The organism is Streptomyces sp. NPDC047841, assembly GCF_040704085.1.
Taxonomy (GTDB): domain Bacteria; phylum Actinomycetota; class Actinomycetes; order Streptomycetales; family Streptomycetaceae; genus Streptomyces; species Streptomyces argyrophylli.
Map to the genome: position 1 here is coordinate 1 of NZ_JBEYRP010000021.1, position 14220 is coordinate 14220.

General features: G+C 71.5%; 17 protein-coding genes. 12 read left to right on the forward strand and 5 right to left on the reverse strand.

The window, feature by feature from the left end:
• Window positions 1–229: 229 nt before the first annotated feature.
• Both AB0947_RS30835 and AB0947_RS30840 read left to right on the forward strand, forming a co-directional pair.
• Window positions 230–1336 carry an amidohydrolase family protein gene (locus AB0947_RS30835; protein WP_366753642.1) on the forward strand — a complete coding sequence of 369 codons (1107 nt, stop codon included), beginning with the start codon at window positions 230–232 and terminating at the stop codon, window positions 1334–1336.
• Window positions 1337–1354: 18 nt separating this feature from the next.
• Window positions 1355–2098, forward strand: a complete 744-nt coding sequence (locus AB0947_RS30840; protein ID WP_366753643.1) for a nucleotidyltransferase — start codon at window positions 1355–1357, stop codon at window positions 2096–2098.
• 1 nt (window position 2099) lies between these two features.
• On the opposite strand, the gene AB0947_RS30845 is transcribed toward AB0947_RS30840, so the two are convergent.
• From AB0947_RS30845 to AB0947_RS30860, 4 genes are read right to left on the reverse strand one after another with little or no spacing between them, the layout of a single operon-like run.
• Window positions 2100–3110: a COX15/CtaA family protein gene (locus AB0947_RS30845; RefSeq protein ID WP_366753644.1), complete on the reverse strand. Its 1011-nt coding sequence runs from the start codon at window positions 3108–3110 to the stop codon at window positions 2100–2102.
• A 59-nt stretch (window positions 3111–3169) separates the two neighbouring features.
• Window positions 3170–3940, reverse strand: a complete 771-nt coding sequence (locus AB0947_RS30850) for an ABC transporter permease (protein ID WP_366753645.1) — start codon at window positions 3938–3940, stop codon at window positions 3170–3172.
• Window positions 3937–4860 carry an ABC transporter ATP-binding protein gene (locus AB0947_RS30855; protein WP_366753646.1) on the reverse strand — a complete coding sequence of 308 codons (924 nt, stop codon included), beginning with the start codon at window positions 4858–4860 and terminating at the stop codon, window positions 3937–3939. The genes AB0947_RS30850 and AB0947_RS30855 overlap by 4 nt, the downstream gene beginning before the upstream one ends.
• Before the next feature lie 31 nt (window positions 4861–4891).
• Window positions 4892–5707 (reverse strand): AAC(3) family N-acetyltransferase, encoded by an 816-nt coding sequence (locus AB0947_RS30860; RefSeq protein WP_366753647.1) that lies wholly within the window; start codon window positions 5705–5707, stop codon window positions 4892–4894.
• 183 nt (window positions 5708–5890) lie between these two features.
• On the opposite strand from AB0947_RS30860, the gene AB0947_RS30865 reads away from it, so the two are divergent.
• From AB0947_RS30865 to AB0947_RS30900, 8 genes are read left to right on the forward strand one after another with little or no spacing between them, the layout of a single operon-like run.
• Window positions 5891–6625, forward strand: a complete 735-nt coding sequence (locus tag AB0947_RS30865) for an ArsR family transcriptional regulator (RefSeq protein ID WP_366753648.1) — start codon at window positions 5891–5893, stop codon at window positions 6623–6625.
• Entirely contained in the window at window positions 6622–8043 is a 1422-nt protein-coding gene (sufB, locus tag AB0947_RS30870; protein WP_014671980.1) for a Fe-S cluster assembly protein SufB, read from the forward strand. Before AB0947_RS30865 ends, sufB begins: the two co-directional genes overlap by 4 nt.
• A gap of 58 nt (window positions 8044–8101) precedes the next feature.
• Window positions 8102–9286, forward strand: a complete 1185-nt coding sequence (gene sufD / locus AB0947_RS30875) for a Fe-S cluster assembly protein SufD (RefSeq protein WP_366753649.1) — start codon at window positions 8102–8104, stop codon at window positions 9284–9286.
• Complete coding sequence (locus tag AB0947_RS30880; protein ID WP_143637664.1) at window positions 9283–9603, forward strand: non-heme iron oxygenase ferredoxin subunit; 321 nt, start codon at window positions 9283–9285, stop codon at window positions 9601–9603. The genes sufD and AB0947_RS30880 overlap by 4 nt, the downstream gene beginning before the upstream one ends.
• Window positions 9604–9610: 7 nt before the next feature.
• The gene (gene sufC, locus AB0947_RS30885) at window positions 9611–10375 is read left to right on the forward strand and encodes a Fe-S cluster assembly ATPase SufC (RefSeq protein ID WP_366753650.1); all 765 of its coding nucleotides are present in this window, start codon (window positions 9611–9613) and stop codon (window positions 10373–10375) included.
• On the forward strand, window positions 10372–11628 hold the full coding sequence (locus tag AB0947_RS30890) for a cysteine desulfurase (protein WP_366753651.1): 1257 nt from the start codon (window positions 10372–10374) through the stop codon (window positions 11626–11628). Before sufC ends, AB0947_RS30890 begins: the two co-directional genes overlap by 4 nt.
• A gap of 11 nt (window positions 11629–11639) precedes the next feature.
• Entirely contained in the window at window positions 11640–12107 is a 468-nt protein-coding gene (gene sufU / locus AB0947_RS30895; RefSeq protein WP_171157449.1) for a Fe-S cluster assembly sulfur transfer protein SufU, read from the forward strand.
• The gene (locus AB0947_RS30900; RefSeq protein ID WP_103812962.1) at window positions 12104–12436 is read left to right on the forward strand and encodes a metal-sulfur cluster assembly factor; all 333 of its coding nucleotides are present in this window, start codon (window positions 12104–12106) and stop codon (window positions 12434–12436) included. Before sufU ends, AB0947_RS30900 begins: the two co-directional genes overlap by 4 nt.
• A 53-nt stretch (window positions 12437–12489) precedes the next feature.
• Here the strand turns inward: AB0947_RS30900 and AB0947_RS30905 are convergent, their stop codons facing one another.
• Complete coding sequence (locus AB0947_RS30905) at window positions 12490–13245, reverse strand: AbfB domain-containing protein (protein ID WP_366753652.1); 756 nt, start codon at window positions 13243–13245, stop codon at window positions 12490–12492.
• Between the two features lie 83 nt (window positions 13246–13328).
• Between AB0947_RS30905 and AB0947_RS30910 the strand changes: the two genes are divergently transcribed.
• Both AB0947_RS30910 and AB0947_RS30915 read left to right on the forward strand, forming a co-directional pair.
• Window positions 13329–13652 carry a multidrug efflux SMR transporter gene (locus AB0947_RS30910; protein WP_366753653.1) on the forward strand — a complete coding sequence of 108 codons (324 nt, stop codon included), beginning with the start codon at window positions 13329–13331 and terminating at the stop codon, window positions 13650–13652.
• A complete protein-coding gene (locus tag AB0947_RS30915) occupies window positions 13652–14185 on the forward strand; it encodes a TetR family transcriptional regulator (protein ID WP_366753654.1) in 534 nt (177 codons plus the stop codon). The genes AB0947_RS30910 and AB0947_RS30915 overlap by 1 nt, the downstream gene beginning before the upstream one ends.
• The last annotated feature ends 35 nt before the right edge of the window (window positions 14186–14220 follow it).

The window sequence follows — 14220 nt, forward strand, 5'->3', positions numbered from 1 at the left end:
CCTCGTACTGGACGTACTTGGGTCTGGGGCCGGTGCGGCGAGAGTGCGTGCATGGCGTCGCGCGGCAGACGCGAATTGTCAGACAGGCCCTAGGGCGGGCGGCGCCCGTGGGGAGCCGCGCACGGACGCGGTGCCGGGTTCCTCCGGGCCGCCCGCCGCCACCTGAACCCCCGCCCACCCGTTAGGACGTGTAAGGCAGCACAGCGCCCACGTCCCACGGGGAGCCGGAATGATCGAAACGCCGTCCCTCGTGGACCAGTACTGCCACGGCGTGCTGCGGACGGAACTGGGCCTCGGCACCTTCGAGGCCCAGCTGGCCCGCACCGAGGGACCCCCGGCCCCGGGCACCACCCTCTTCGACACCCAGACCGGCTTCGCCGTACGGCGCTGGTGCCCGCCCCTGCTCGGCCTCGAACCGCACTGCCCGCCCGCCCGCTACCTGGCCCGGCGCCGCGAACTGGGCGTCCTGGAGTCGGGCCGCAGGCTGCTGCGCGGCAGCGGCATCACGACGTACCTGGTCGACACGGGACTGCCCGGCGACCTCACCGGCCCCGCCGAACTGGCCTCGGCCGCGGCGGCCCAGGCCCGCGAGGTCATCCGGCTCGAACCGCTCGCGGAGCAGGTCGCCGACACCTCCGGCACCGTCGACTCCTTCCTCGCCAACCTCGCCGAGTCGGTGCACGGAGCCGCGGCCACCGCCGTCGCCTTCACCTCCGTCGCGGGCCTCCGGCACGGCCTGGCCCTCGCGCCCGAGCCGCCGGGACCGGGGGAGGTGCGCGGCGCGGCGGGCCGCTGGCTGGCCGGACGGCGCGTCGGCGGCGCGCTCAGCGACCCCGTCCTGCTCCGGCACCTGCTGTGGATCGCCGTAGCCTCGGGCCTGCCCCTGCAACTGCACGCGGGCCTCGGCGAGCCCGGCTCCCGCATCGACCGCACGGACCCGGTGCTGCTCACCGACTTCGTCCGGGCCACCGCCGGCCTCGGCACCGACCTGATCCTGCTGCACGGCTACCCCTACCACCGGCACGCCGCCCACCTGGCCGGTGTCTTCCCGCACGTCTACGCCGACTCCGGCGCCGCGCTGGTCCGCACCGGCGCCCGGGCGGCCACGGTCCTCGCCGAGATCCTGGAACTGGCCCCCTTCGGCAAGATCCTCTTCTCCACCGGCGCGCGGGGCCTGCCGGAACTGCACGTCGTCGGCGCCCGCCTCTTCCGGGAGGCGCTGGGCCGCGTGCTGGGCCACTGGGTCGCCGACGGCGCCTGGTCCCTGGAGGACGCCCAGCGGGTGGCGAGGATGATCGCGGCGGACAACGCGCGCCGGGTGTACGGGCTGGGGTGAGCCGTCCAGACTGAGCGGATGACGACCGAGTCCTTGCTCGACGGGTTCCTGCACGACCTGCTGCCCCTTGGGCCCCGCGCCGTCTGGGCGCACGGCTCACTGGCCGGCGGCGACTACCAGGAGGGCCGCAGCGACCTCGACCTGATCGCCGTCCTGCCGGGCCCGCTGACCCTGGGGACGGTACGACGCCTCGTGGCGCTGCACCGCGGGCGGCGCCGGGAACCCCTCGCGGCGAAGCTCCATTGCAGCTACCTCACACCGGCCACCCTGCACGACGCGGACCGCTCACACCTCACCTGGGCACACGAACGGGTGATGCGCCGCCCGGTCACCCCCGTCACCCGGCGCGAACTGCACGCCTTCGGACGCGTGCTGTACGGCGAGGCCCCGGCAGCGCTGCTCCCGCCGGTGCCGGACCGGCAGCTGGCCGGCTTCGTCGTGCGCGACCAGCGCGACTTCTGGCGGCCGGCGGTGGACAAGGCCCGGCTGTGGCGGCAGGACATCTGGGTCGACCTGGGCCTGCTGACCTTCGCCCGGGCGACCGTGACCCTGCGCGAGGGCCGGCTGATCTCCAAGCGGGAGGCCCTGGCGGAGCTCGCGGCGCTGGGTGCTCCGGCGGAGGTCGTCGAGGACATCACCCACCGCCGCTACGCCACCCCGGCCCCGGCCCCCGCCCCGGCCGACTGGCCCACCCGCCGGGCCGGGCTGACCCGTGCCTACCTGGGGCCGGCGATCGATGCCCTCGTCGCCGCGTACGGATGACTCACGCGCGGGTGCCCACCGGCACCTCGGCCGCCGGACCCGGCAGGTCCAGGGCGGCCTCCGGGCGCTCGCGCAGCGACAGCAGGACCCGCAGGACGGCGATCCAGATCAGGCACGAGCCGAGCATGTGCAGGGCGACCAGGACCTCGGGCAGGTGCGTGAAGTACTGCACGTAACCGATCACGCCCTGGGCCAGCAGCACGACGAACAGCTCGCGGGTCCGGGCCAGGGGGCTCTGCGGCGCGTCGACCGCCTTCAGGACGAACCACAGGGCGAACGTCAGCGTCACCACGATCCACGCGAGCACCGCGTGCAGCTTGGCGACCGTCTCCCAGTCGATCGGGATGCGGTCGACCTCGCTGGAGTCGCCGGCGTGCGGCCCGGCTCCGGTCACCACCGTGCCGGCCGCGATGAGAAGCACGGACGCCAGCACCAGGAACCACACCAGCTGCTGCACCGCCTTGCCGACGAGCGGACGCGGCGCCGCGTCGCCCTCCCGGGTGCGCTGCCACATCACCGTGGCGATGGCGATCAGGGCGGTGGAGAGCAGGAAGTGCGCGGCGACGGTGTACGGGTTGAGGCCGACCAGGACGACGATGCCGCCGAGGACGGCGTTGCCCATGACCACCCAGAACTGGGCCCAGCCCAGCCGGGTCAGGTCGCGCCGCCGGGGCTTGTGGGCCCGGGCGGCGACGATCGCCCAGCCGACGGCCGCGCACAGCACGTACGTCAGCATGCGGTTGCCGAACTCGATGACCCCGTGGAAGCCCATGGCCCGGGTGGTGGTCAGGGAGTCGTCGGTGCAGGTGGGCCAGGTCGGGCAGCCGAGGCCCGAGCCGGTCAGGCGGACGGCGCCGCCGGTCACGACGATGACCACCGACATCACGAGCGCGGCGAGCGCCGCCCGCCGGACGGTCCGGGGGTCCGGGGTCCAGCGGTCGGCGATGAAGGCGAGCGGGTTGCGCAGGGCGGCTTCGGCGTCGGCGCGGTTCAGCTTTGGCACGCGCACCATGGTAGGCCGCCGCTTGTGCACGCGTTCACGAGGGTCCGCCCCGGCGCGTGCGGGATCGGTCACTCCCAGCGGAAGAACGTGCCGGCCGCGGCGAGGCCGGCGACCGCCCAGACGGCGAGAATCCCCAGGTCGCCCCAGGGCATGCCGGCGCCGTGCTGGAGGACGTCCCGCAGGCCGTCCGACAGGGCGGAGATCGGCAGCAGGCCGAGGACCTGTTCACCCGTCGAGCCGAATTTGTCCAGCGGCACGATGACCCCGCCGCCGACGAGCAGCAGCAGGAAGACCAGGTTGGCGGCGGCCAGCGTCGCCTCCGCCTTGAGCGTGCCCGCCATCAGCAGGCCCAGCCCGGAGAAGGCGGCGGTGCCGACGACGAGCAGCAGCAGGACGGCGGCCGGGCCGCCGTGCGGGGACCAGCCCAGCGCGAAGGCGATGACGGTCAGCAGGGCGACCTGGAGGACCTCGGTGACCAGCACGGACGCCGTCTTCGCGGTCATCAGGGCCCAGCGGGGCAGCGGCGAGGAGGCGAGCCGCTTCAGGACGCCGTAGCGGCGCTCGAAGCCGGTGGCGATGGCCTGGCCGGTGAACGCCGTCGACATCACGGCCAGGGCCAGGACGCCGGGGGTGAGGAAGTCGACGGCCTCGCCCTTGCCGGTGTCCACGATGTCCACCGAGCTGAAGAGCACCAGCAGCAGGGTGGGGATGACGACCGTCAGCAGCAGCTGCTCGCCGTTGCGCAGCAGCATCTTCGTCTCCAGCGCCGCCTGCGCCGCGATCATGCGGGGGAGCGGGGCGGCTCCGGGCTTCGGGGTGTACGTACCCGCCGTGGTCATGAGCGCAGCTCCTTGCCGGTCAGCTCCAGGAAGACGTCCTCCAGCGTGTGCCGCTCCACCGAGATCCGGTCGGGCATCACCCCGTGCTGGGCGCACCAGGACGTCACCGTGGCCAGCAGCTGGGGATCGACCTTGCCGACGACCCGGTAGGAGCCCGGGGTCAGCTCGGCGGCCGTGCAGTCGGCCGGCAGCGCCTTGAGCAGGGAACCGACGTCGAGGCCGGGCCGGCCGGTGAAGCGCAGGGTGTTCTCGGCGCCGCCCCTGCACAGCTCCTCCGGCGAGCCCTGGGCGATGACCCGTCCGCCGTCGATGATCGCGACGTCGTCGGCGAGCTGCTCGGCCTCGTCCATGTGGTGCGTGGTGAGGATCACCGAGACGCCGTCGGCGCGCAGGTCCCTCACCAGGTCCCAGGTGGCGCGGCGGGCCTGCGGGTCGAGCCCGGCGGTCGGCTCGTCCAGGAACACCAGCTCCGGGCGGCCCACGACGGCCATCGCGAGCGCCAGCCGCTGCTGCTGGCCGCCGGAGAGCCGGCGGTAGCCGGTCCGGCCGCAGGAGCCGAGCCCGAGGCGTTCGACGAGGGCGTCGACGTCCAGCGGGTGGGCGTGCAGCTTCGCCATGTGGCGCAGCATCTCCTCCGCCCGGGCACCGGAGTACACGCCTCCGGACTGGAGCATCACGCCGATGCGGGGGCGCAGCTCGGCGGACTGCCGTACCGGGTCGAGGCCCAGGACGCGCACCGTGCCGGAATCCGGCTTCCGGTACCCCTCGCAGGTCTCGACCGTGGTCGTCTTCCCGGCCCCGTTGGGCCCGAGTACGGCGGTCACGCCCGGCTGGGCGACCAGGTCGAGGCCGTCCACCGCGGTCTTCGTGCCGTACCGCTTCACCAAGGCCTGGACCTGGACCACCGGCTCACTTCGCATGGGTCCAGAGTCTAGGTACGCCGTCCGGCCCTCAGGCGCGGGGGTGGTGGAAGTCCTCCTCACGGGGCCGGTGCAGGGGCAGCCACCGCTCGGCGTAGGCCACGGCGTCCGCCACCGGGAACAGCCGGACGTCCGCCGCACCCACCCGTCCCCGGACGACCGGCCGGTCCCGCTCGAAGTCGTGCCCCAGCTCGTCGAACCGGTCGGAGGTGATCGAGACCTCGGTCACCGTCTCCCAGCCGCCGCCGGGAGCGGGCCGGCCGACCCGCACGCGGGGCGCGGGTATCCGGTACTCGGCGAGGTGGAAGGCGGTGCAGGAGTCGTAGCCCGCGCCCAGCAGCAGCACCCGGGCGCCCAGCTCCTCCAGCCGGGCGAGGGGGCTCCGCTCGCCGAGCCGGCAGTCGGGGGCGTGGCCGTCGGTGATCTCCCGCGCGCGGGGGCCGAGGGCGGCGAAGGAGGTCTGCGGGTGGGCGCTGCGCCGGGCGCCCGGCCAGGTGCGCACGGTCTCCGGGACGACGCCGACCCCGAGGGACGGGGTGATCAGCGGGTCGTACGGCGGCATGGTGGCGCGGACGCGGTCCCACCACTCCTCGGGAACGGGAGGGTTCGCCCAGACGGCCGGGTCGGAGTGGCCGCCCGTCTGGGTGGGGACGACGAGCGTGCCCGAGGGGCCGAGCGCGTCCAGGAGCCCTCGGACGACCGCGACCGCGCCTCCGTTGACCCAGCCGAGGGAGCTGAGCGAGGAGTGCACCAGAAGGGTCTCACCGGTCTCGACGCCGAGCAGGCGCAGCTGGGCGGCGAGGTCGTCGCGTGTGACAAGAGGGCCGGTCGGAGGGGGTGTGGGCATGGTCCGGGAGTCTCCCGGACGGGCGCGCGGAGCGCCACCGAATTGCCCTGGCCGGCGACCGGGGGCGACCGACCGGGTGATCGTTTCCGCAGGTCGTCTTAGGTATGCCTAAGTGACGCAGGGCACCGCCGGTGATCCGGACGCCGCTTGTCAGGCTCCGCGGAATTACGCAACAATGGCGTTGTGAAAAACGTCGGCGAGGCTCGGGAGACCCCCACGGGGGCCCCTCAGGAGGAGCTAGCGACCGGTGAGCGCTCGACGCGCAACCGGGTCGCGCGCTCCATCCTGGACCACGGGCCGTCGACCGTCGCCGAACTCGCCGGCCGGCTGGGGCTGACCCAGGCGGCCGTCCGGCGTCACCTTGACGCGCTGGTCGCCGACGACGTCGTGGAGGCCCGCGAGCAGCGTGTGTACGGCACGCGCACGCGCGGCCGCCCCGCGAAGGTCTTCGCGCTCACCGACTGCGGCCGGGACGCCTTCGACCAGTCGTACGACAAGCTCGCCGCGGACGCGCTGCGCTGGATCGCCGAGCAGGGGGGCGGCCCCGAGGCGGTCGCCGCCTTCGCCCGCGCCCGGATCGCAGCCCAGGCGGGCGCGTACCGCGAGGCGATCGAGGCCGTGACACCGGACAAACGCGCCGAAGCGCTGGCCAGGGCCCTGAGCGCCGACGGGTACGCTGCTACGGCGCGCAGCGCACCGGTCGGCGAGCAGCTCTGCCAGCACCACTGCCCGGTCGCCCACGTCGCGGAACAGTTCCCGCAGCTGTGCGAGGCGGAGACGGAGATCTTCGCCGAGCTGCTGGGCACCCACGTCCAGCGACTGGCGACCATCGCGCACGGCGACGGCGTCTGCACGACGTTCATCCCCAAGATTTCCACTGACGCACCTGCAAGCACGGCCGGGAGGAACCCCGCATGACTCTCCCCACGGAGACTGCCCACCCTGAGCTGGAGGGCCTGGGCAAGTACGAATACGGCTGGGCCGACTCCGACGTGGCCGGTGCCTCCGCCAGGCGCGGCCTTAACGAGGACGTCGTCCGCGACATCTCGGGCAAGAAGTCCGAGCCGGAGTGGATGACCAAGCTGCGCTTGAAGGGCCTGAAGCTCTTCGAGAAGAAGCCGATGCCGAACTGGGGCTCCGACCTCTCGGGCATCGACTTCGACAACATCAAGTACTTCGTGCGCTCCACGGAGAAGCAGGCGGAGTCCTGGGAGGACCTGCCCGAGGACATCAAGAACACCTACGACAAGCTGGGCATCCCGGAGGCCGAGAAGCAGCGCCTCGTCGCCGGTGTCGCCGCCCAGTACGAGTCCGAGGTCGTCTACCACCAGATCCGCGAGGACCTGGAGGAGCAGGGCGTCATCTTCCTCGACACCGACACCGCCCTGAAGGAGCACCCCGAGCTCTTCAAGGAGTACTTCGGCACGGTCATCCCGGCCGGCGACAACAAGTTCGCCGCGCTGAACACCGCCGTGTGGTCCGGCGGCTCCTTCATCTACGTGCCGAAGGGCGTGCACGTCGAGATCCCGCTCCAGGCCTACTTCCGCATCAACACGGAGAACATGGGCCAGTTCGAGCGGACCCTGATCATCGTCGACGAGGGTGCCTACGTCCACTACGTCGAGGGCTGCACCGCGCCGATCTACAAGTCGGACTCGCTGCACTCAGCGGTGGTCGAGATCATCGTCAAGAAGAACGCCCGCTGCCGTTACACGACCATCCAGAACTGGTCGAACAACGTCTACAACCTGGTCACCAAGCGCGCCGTGGCCTACGAGGGCGCGACCATGGAGTGGATCGACGGCAACATCGGCTCCAAGGTGACGATGAAGTACCCGGCCGTCTACCTGATGGGCGAGCACGCCAAGGGCGAGACCCTGTCCATCGCCTTCGCGGGCGAGGGCCAGCACCAGGACGCGGGCGCCAAGATGGTCCACATGGCGCCGAACACCTCGTCCAACATCGTCTCCAAGTCGGTGGCGCGCGGTGGCGGCCGTACGTCCTACCGCGGTCTGATCGAGATCGGCGAGGGCGCCGCCGGGTCGAAGTCGAACGTGCTGTGCGACGCGCTGCTGGTCGACACCATCTCCCGGTCGGACACGTACCCCTACGTCGACGTCCGCGAGGACGACGTGTCCATGGGCCACGAGGCCACCGTCTCCAAGGTCTCCGAGGACCAGCTCTTCTACCTGATGAGCCGCGGCCTCTCCGAGGACGAGGCCATGGCGATGATCGTGCGCGGCTTCGTCGAGCCGATCGCCAAGGAGCTGCCCATGGAGTACGCGCTGGAGCTCAACCGGCTGATCGAGCTGCAGATGGAGGGCGCGGTCGGTTAACAGCCGCACCGCACTCCCCGTCAAGCCCACACGTAAGAAAGCGAGCATTACGACAGCCATGGCTGAGGCCCAGAATATCCCGGTGGGTTCCACCACCGCCGGCTCGATCGCGGTCGCCGCGGAGTCGACCGTCGTCTCGCGCATGAGCGCGCCCCCGTCCTTCGACGTCGCGGACTTCCCGGTCCCGCACGGCCGTGAGGAGGAGTGGCGGTTCACCCCGCTGGAGCGGCTGCGCGGCCTGCACGACGGCACCGCCGTCGCGAACGGCGACGGCGTGAAGGTCGACGTCCAGGCCCCCGAGGGCGTCACCGTCGAGACCGTGGGCCGCGACGACGCGCGCCTCGGCAAGGCGGGCACCCCGGTGGACCGCGTCGCCGCCCAGGCGTACTCCGCCTTCGAGAAGGCCTCGGTCGTGACCGTCCCCAAGGAGACCGTCCTCACCGAGCCGGTCCGCATCGCCGTGCACGGCCAGGGCGGCACCGCCTTCGGCCACCAGGTGATCGAGCTGGGCGCCTTCGCCGAGGCCGTCGTGGTCATCGACCACAGCGGTGACGCGGTGCTCGCCGCGAACGTCGACTTCGTCCTCGGGGACGGTGCCAAGCTGACCGTCGTCTCCGTCCAGGACTGGGACGACAAGGCCGTCCACGTCGCCCAGCACAACGCGCTGGTCGGCCGGGACGCCTCCTTCAAGTCCGTGGTCGTGACCTTCGGCGGTGACGTGGTCCGCCTGCACCCGCGCGTGGAGTACGCCGGCCCCGGCGGCGAGGCCGAACTGTTCGGCCTGTACTTCACCGACGCCGGGCAGCACCAGGAGCACCGCCTGCTGGTCACCCACAACACCCCGCACTGCAAGTCGAACGTCGTCTACAAGGGCGCCCTCCAGGGCGACGACGCGCACGCGGTCTGGATCGGTGACGTGCTCATCGAGGCCAAGGCCGAGGGCACGGACACCTACGAGATGAACCGCAACCTCGTCCTCACGGACGGCTCGCGCGTCGACTCGGTGCCGAACCTGGAGATCGAGACCGGCGAGATCGTCGGCGCCGGACACGCCTCCGCCACCGGCCGCTTCGACGACGAGCAGCTCTTCTACCTGATGGCCCGCGGCATCCCGGAGCACGAGGCCCGCCGCCTGGTGGTCCGCGGCTTCTTCGCCGAGCTGGTCCAGCAGATCGGTGTCGCCGACATCGAGGAGCGCCTGCTCGCCAAGATCGAGGAAGAGCTGGAGGCTTCGGTCGCATGACGTCGTTCGTACGCGCCTGTGGGCTCAGCGAGCTGGAGGAGGACACCCCGAAGCGGGTGGAACTCGACGGCACGCCCGTCTCGGTCGTGAAGACCGAGGGCGAGGTGTTCGCGATCCACGACATCTGCTCCCACGCGAACGTCTCCCTCTCCGAGGGCGAGGTGGAGGACTGCCAGATCGAGTGCTGGCTGCACGGCTCCTCCTTCGACCTGCGCACCGGCAAGCCGTCCGGTCTCCCCGCGACGCGCCCCGTCCCCGTATACCCCGTAAAGATCGAAGGGGACGACGTTCTCGTCTCCCTCACCCAGGAGTCCTGAGGCACCCATGGCAACGCTTGAAATCCGAGACCTGCACGTCACCGTCGAGGCCGACAACGCCACGAAGGAGATCCTCAAGGGCGTCGACCTCACCGTGAAGCAGGGCGAGACGCACGCCATCATGGGCCCCAACGGCTCCGGCAAGTCGACCCTCGCCTACTCCCTCGCGGGTCACCCGAAGTACACGATCACCGGCGGCACCGTCACCCTGGGCGGCGAGGACGTCCTGGAGATGTCCGTCGACGAGCGCGCCCGCGCGGGCCTGTTCCTGGCGATGCAGTACCCGGTCGAGGTCCCCGGCGTCTCGGTCTCCAACTTCCTGCGCACCTCCGCCACCGCCATCCGCGGCGAGGCCCCCAAGCTGCGCACCTGGGTGAAGGAGGTCAAGGAGGCCATGGAGCGCCTCAACATGGACCCGTCCTTCGCCGAGCGCAACGTCAACGAGGGCTTCTCCGGCGGTGAGAAGAAGCGCCACGAGATCCTCCAGCTCGAGCTGCTCAAGCCGAAGGTCGCGATCCTGGACGAGACCGACTCCGGCCTGGACGTCGACGCGCTGCGCATCGTCTCCGAGGGCGTCAACCGCGTCCGCGAGTCCGGCGAGGTCGGCACCCTGCTGATCACGCACTACACGCGCATCCTGCGCTACATCAAGCCCGACCACGTCCACGTGTTCGCCGGCGGCCGCATCGTCGAGTCCGGCGGCCCCGAGCTCGCGGACAAGCTGGAGAACGAGGGCTACGAGGCATACGTGAAGGGTGGCGCATCCGCGTGACACAGCTGCCGGGCCTCCTCGACACCGAGGCGATCCGCAAGGACTTCCCCGTCCTGGACCGAGTCGTCCACGACGGCAAGAAGCTCGTGTACCTGGACAACGCGGCGACCTCGCAGAAGCCGCGCCAGGTACTGGACGCCCTGAGCGAGTACTACGAGCGCTACAACGCCAACGTCCACCGCGGTGTGCATGTGCTCGCCGAGGAGGCCACGGCGCTGTACGAGGGAGCGCGCGACAAGGTCGCCGCGTTCGTCAACGCTCCGAGCCGCGACGAGGTGATCTTCACCAAGAACGCCTCCGAGTCGCTCAACCTCGTGGCGAACATGCTGGGCTGGGCCGACGAGCCCTACCGGGTGGACCACGAGACCGAGATCGTCATCACCGAGATGGAGCACCACTCCAACATCGTGCCGTGGCAGCTGCTCGCGCAGCGCACGGGCGCGAAGCTGAAGTGGTTCGGCCTCACGGACGACGGCCGTCTCGACCTGTCGAACATCGACGAGGTCATCACCGAGAAGACGAAGATCGTCTCCTTCGTGCTGGTCTCCAACATCCTCGGCACGGTCAACCCGGTCGAGACGATAATCCGCCGCGCCCAGGAGGTCGGCGCGCTCGTCTGCATCGACGCCTCCCAGGCCGCCCCGCACATGCCGCTGGACGTGCAGGCCCTCCAGGCCGACTTCGTGGCCTTCACCGGCCACAAGATGTGCGGCCCGACCGGCATCGGCGTCCTGTGGGGCCGCCAGGAGCTGCTGGAGGACCTGCCTCCGTTCCTCGGCGGCGGCGAGATGATCGAGACCGTCTCGATGCACTCCTCGACGTACGCCCCCGCCCCGCACAAGTTCGAGGCGGGCACGCCCCCGATCGCCCAGGCGGTCGGTCTCGGTGCGGCGATCGACTACCTCCAGTCGATCGGCATGGACAAGATCCTCGCCCATGAGCACGCGCTGACGGAGTACGCGGTGCGGCGCCTGGCGGAGGTTCCCGACCTGAGGATCATCGGTCCGACGACGGCCGAGGACCGCGGGGCGGCGATCTCCTTCACGCTCGGGGACATCCACCCGCACGACGTGGGCCAGGTCCTGGACGAGCAGGGCATCGCGGTCCGGGTCGGCCACCACTGCGCCCGACCGGTCTGCCTGCGCTACGGAATTCCTGCGACCACGCGAGCGTCGTTCTATCTGTACTCCTCGCCGGCCGAGATCGACGCTCTGGTCGACGGCCTGGAGCACGTACGGAACTTCTTCGGCTGAGAGGCGTCTTCGTGAAGTTGGACTCGATGTACCAGGACGTCATCCTGGACCACTACAAGAACCCGCACGGGCGTGGTCTGAGGGATGGCGACGCCGAGGTGCACCATGTGAACCCGACCTGCGGCGACGAGATCACCCTGCGCGTGAAGTACGACGGCACGACGATCGAGGACGTCTCGTACGAGGGCCAGGGCTGCTCGATCAGCCAGGCGAGCGCCTCCGTGCTCAACGAGCTCCTCGTCGGCAAGGACCTGGCCGAGGCGCGGAAGATCCAGGAGACCTTCCTGGAGCTGATGCAGTCCAAGGGCAAGATCGAGCCCGACGACGCGATGGAGGAGGTGCTGGAGGACGCGGTCGCGTTCGCCGGTGTCTCCAAGTACCCCGCGCGGGTCAAGTGCGCCCTCCTGAGCTGGATGGCGTGGAAGGACGCGACGGCCCAGGCGCTGGGTGGCGCCGACGCCGAAAGGAAGACGGCATGACCGACACCGCAGAGATGAAGCCGGTCTCGGAGGAAGAACTCCGCGAGGCCCTGATGGACGTGGTCGACCCCGAGCTGGGCATCGACGTCGTCAACCTCGGCCTGATCTACGGCATCCACATCGACGACTCCAACGTGGCCACGGTCGACATGACCCTGACCTCGGCGGCCTGCCCGCTGACGGACGTCATCGAGGACCAGGCCAAGTCCGCCACGGACGGCCTCGTCAACGAACTCCGCATCAACTGGGTCTGGATGCCGCCGTGGGGTCCCGACAAGATCACGGACGACGGCCGCGAGCAGCTCCGGGCGCTCGGGTTCAACGTCTGACACACCACCCGTGACAGGGGCCGTGGCCATGTGCCACGGCCCCTTTCGCGTGCTCAGGCCAGCCCGTCCACCAGCAGGAACGCCGAGTCGGACCGGTAGAGGCCGGTGTTCCGGTACGGGTCCAGCCGGAGCTGGAAGTCCTGGTGGCGCAGGAAGCGGCCGGGGTAGTTGACCGACTCCAGCACGACGGCGCCGGTGACGGCGGAGGGGCGGGGGCAGAACGTGGCGTCCTGCCGGAACAGAGGGGAGCCGTCGGAGGGTTCGGCGCGGAGCAGGAAGTCGCGGTGGCGGAGGTAGCCGCCGCCGGCCGTGGTGAAGGACCAACAGCGGGCGTCGGCAAGGCCCTTGACCCGGGTGAAGGTGGCGGCGCGGCGGTCCGCGGCCGAGGTGACGGGGTCGAGCTTCACCAGGCCGCCGCTGACGTGCCAGTAGCGGCCGGGGTGGCTGAGGGAGCGGACGGACGTCCCGTGCTCCGCCGGGCGGGACGAACCGGCCGTGGGCGTCGGCGACTTGGCGGGCGTGCGCTTCGGGCGGGCGGCGGAGCGGGCGGGGGACTCGGGGGCGGAGGACGGGGGCGGCGACGAGACGGTGCGGCTTCGCGCGGGAGCCGGCGTGTGCGCCGGCGCGGTGGACGGGGAGGCGAAGGAGAGCAGGCCGGGGCCGTTGTCGGGCGGCGTCGGCGGTGCGGTGGCCTTCGGCTCGGCCGGGCGGTCGGTCATGGCGGTCACGGTCACGCAGGCGACGGCTGCCGCCAGCGCCAGCGCGGCGGCCGGCCCGAGTCTTCGGATGCGGGGGGTGTTGTCGAGCACGGGCCCGCACAGTAGTGGAGGCGGGACGGGCTGCGAGCGGTTTCCACGGAAGTGGAACCACCTCGTTGTGTACGCTCGTACACATGGGGTATCTGCTGCTCTCCGGCGCCATCGCCGCCGAGGTCGCCGCCACGACGGCGATGAAGTACAGCGAGGGATTCAGCCGGTTCTGGCCCTCGCTCGTGACCGCCGTGGGGTACCTCGTCTCGTTCGCGCTGCTCGCGCGGACGCTGAGGACCGTCCAGATCGGCACGGCGTACGCGATCTGGTCCGGCGTGGGCACCGCGACCATCGCCGTCCTCGGTCTGCTGCTGTTCGGCGAGGGGCTGGGCCCGGCCAAGGTCGCCGGGATCGTGCTGATCATCGGCGGAGTGGTCGTGCTGAACCTGGGCGGGGCGACCCACTGATGCCGCGCCGCCACGACCCCGGGCGCCGGCAGCGGATCATCGACGCGGCGATCCGGGTGGCCGGCCGGGACGGCATCGCCGGGCTGAGCCACCGTACGGTCGCCGCCGAGGCGGACGTGCCGCTCGGCTCCACGACGTACCACTTCGCCACCCTTGAGGAACTGCTGGTGGCCGCGCTGCGGCAGGCGAACGAGGGGTTCGGCAGGCTGCTGGCCGAGCAGGTGCCGGAGGGCGGCGACGGGGACCTCGCCGCGGACCTCGCGCGGGCGCTCGGGCAGTGGCTGGCGGGCGGGCGCACCGGCGTGGAACTGGAGTACGAGCTGTACCTGGCCGCGCTGCGCCGTCCCGCACTGCGTCCCGTCGCCGCCGAGTGGACCGAGCGGGGGGCCGCCCTGCTGGCCCGCCGCACCGACCCGGTCACGGCGCGGGCCCTGCTCGCGCTGATGGACGGCATCTGCCTCCAGGTGCTGCTGACGGGCGGCTCCTACGACGAGGAGTACGCCCGCGCCGCGCTGGCCCGGCTGATCCCCTGAAACCCGCGCCCGGCACGTGAGACGCGGTTCGCCCT

Excerpts from the sequence above, each read along its gene's own strand:
- AB0947_RS30835 (WP_366753642.1), top strand. The coding sequence starts at position 230 with ATGATCGAAACGCCGTCCCTCGTGGACCAGTACTGCCACGGCGTGCTG.
- AB0947_RS30840 (WP_366753643.1), top strand. The coding sequence starts at position 1,355 with ATGACGACCGAGTCCTTGCTCGACGGGTTCCTGCACGACCTGCTGCCC.
- AB0947_RS30845 (WP_366753644.1), bottom strand. The coding sequence starts at position 3,110 with ATGGTGCGCGTGCCAAAGCTGAACCGCGCCGACGCCGAAGCCGCCCTG.
- AB0947_RS30850 (WP_366753645.1), bottom strand. The coding sequence starts at position 3,940 with ATGACCACGGCGGGTACGTACACCCCGAAGCCCGGAGCCGCCCCGCTC.
- AB0947_RS30855 (WP_366753646.1), bottom strand. The coding sequence starts at position 4,860 with ATGCGAAGTGAGCCGGTGGTCCAGGTCCAGGCCTTGGTGAAGCGGTAC.
- AB0947_RS30860 (WP_366753647.1), bottom strand. The coding sequence starts at position 5,707 with ATGCCCACACCCCCTCCGACCGGCCCTCTTGTCACACGCGACGACCTC.
- sufB (WP_014671980.1), top strand. The coding sequence starts at position 6,622 with ATGACTCTCCCCACGGAGACTGCCCACCCTGAGCTGGAGGGCCTGGGC.
- sufD (WP_366753649.1), top strand. The coding sequence starts at position 8,102 with ATGGCTGAGGCCCAGAATATCCCGGTGGGTTCCACCACCGCCGGCTCG.
- AB0947_RS30880 (WP_143637664.1), top strand. The coding sequence starts at position 9,283 with ATGACGTCGTTCGTACGCGCCTGTGGGCTCAGCGAGCTGGAGGAGGAC.
- sufC (WP_366753650.1), top strand. The coding sequence starts at position 9,611 with ATGGCAACGCTTGAAATCCGAGACCTGCACGTCACCGTCGAGGCCGAC.
- AB0947_RS30900 (WP_103812962.1), top strand. The coding sequence starts at position 12,104 with ATGACCGACACCGCAGAGATGAAGCCGGTCTCGGAGGAAGAACTCCGC.
- AB0947_RS30910 (WP_366753653.1), top strand. The coding sequence starts at position 13,329 with ATGGGGTATCTGCTGCTCTCCGGCGCCATCGCCGCCGAGGTCGCCGCC.
- AB0947_RS30915 (WP_366753654.1), top strand. The coding sequence starts at position 13,652 with ATGCCGCGCCGCCACGACCCCGGGCGCCGGCAGCGGATCATCGACGCG.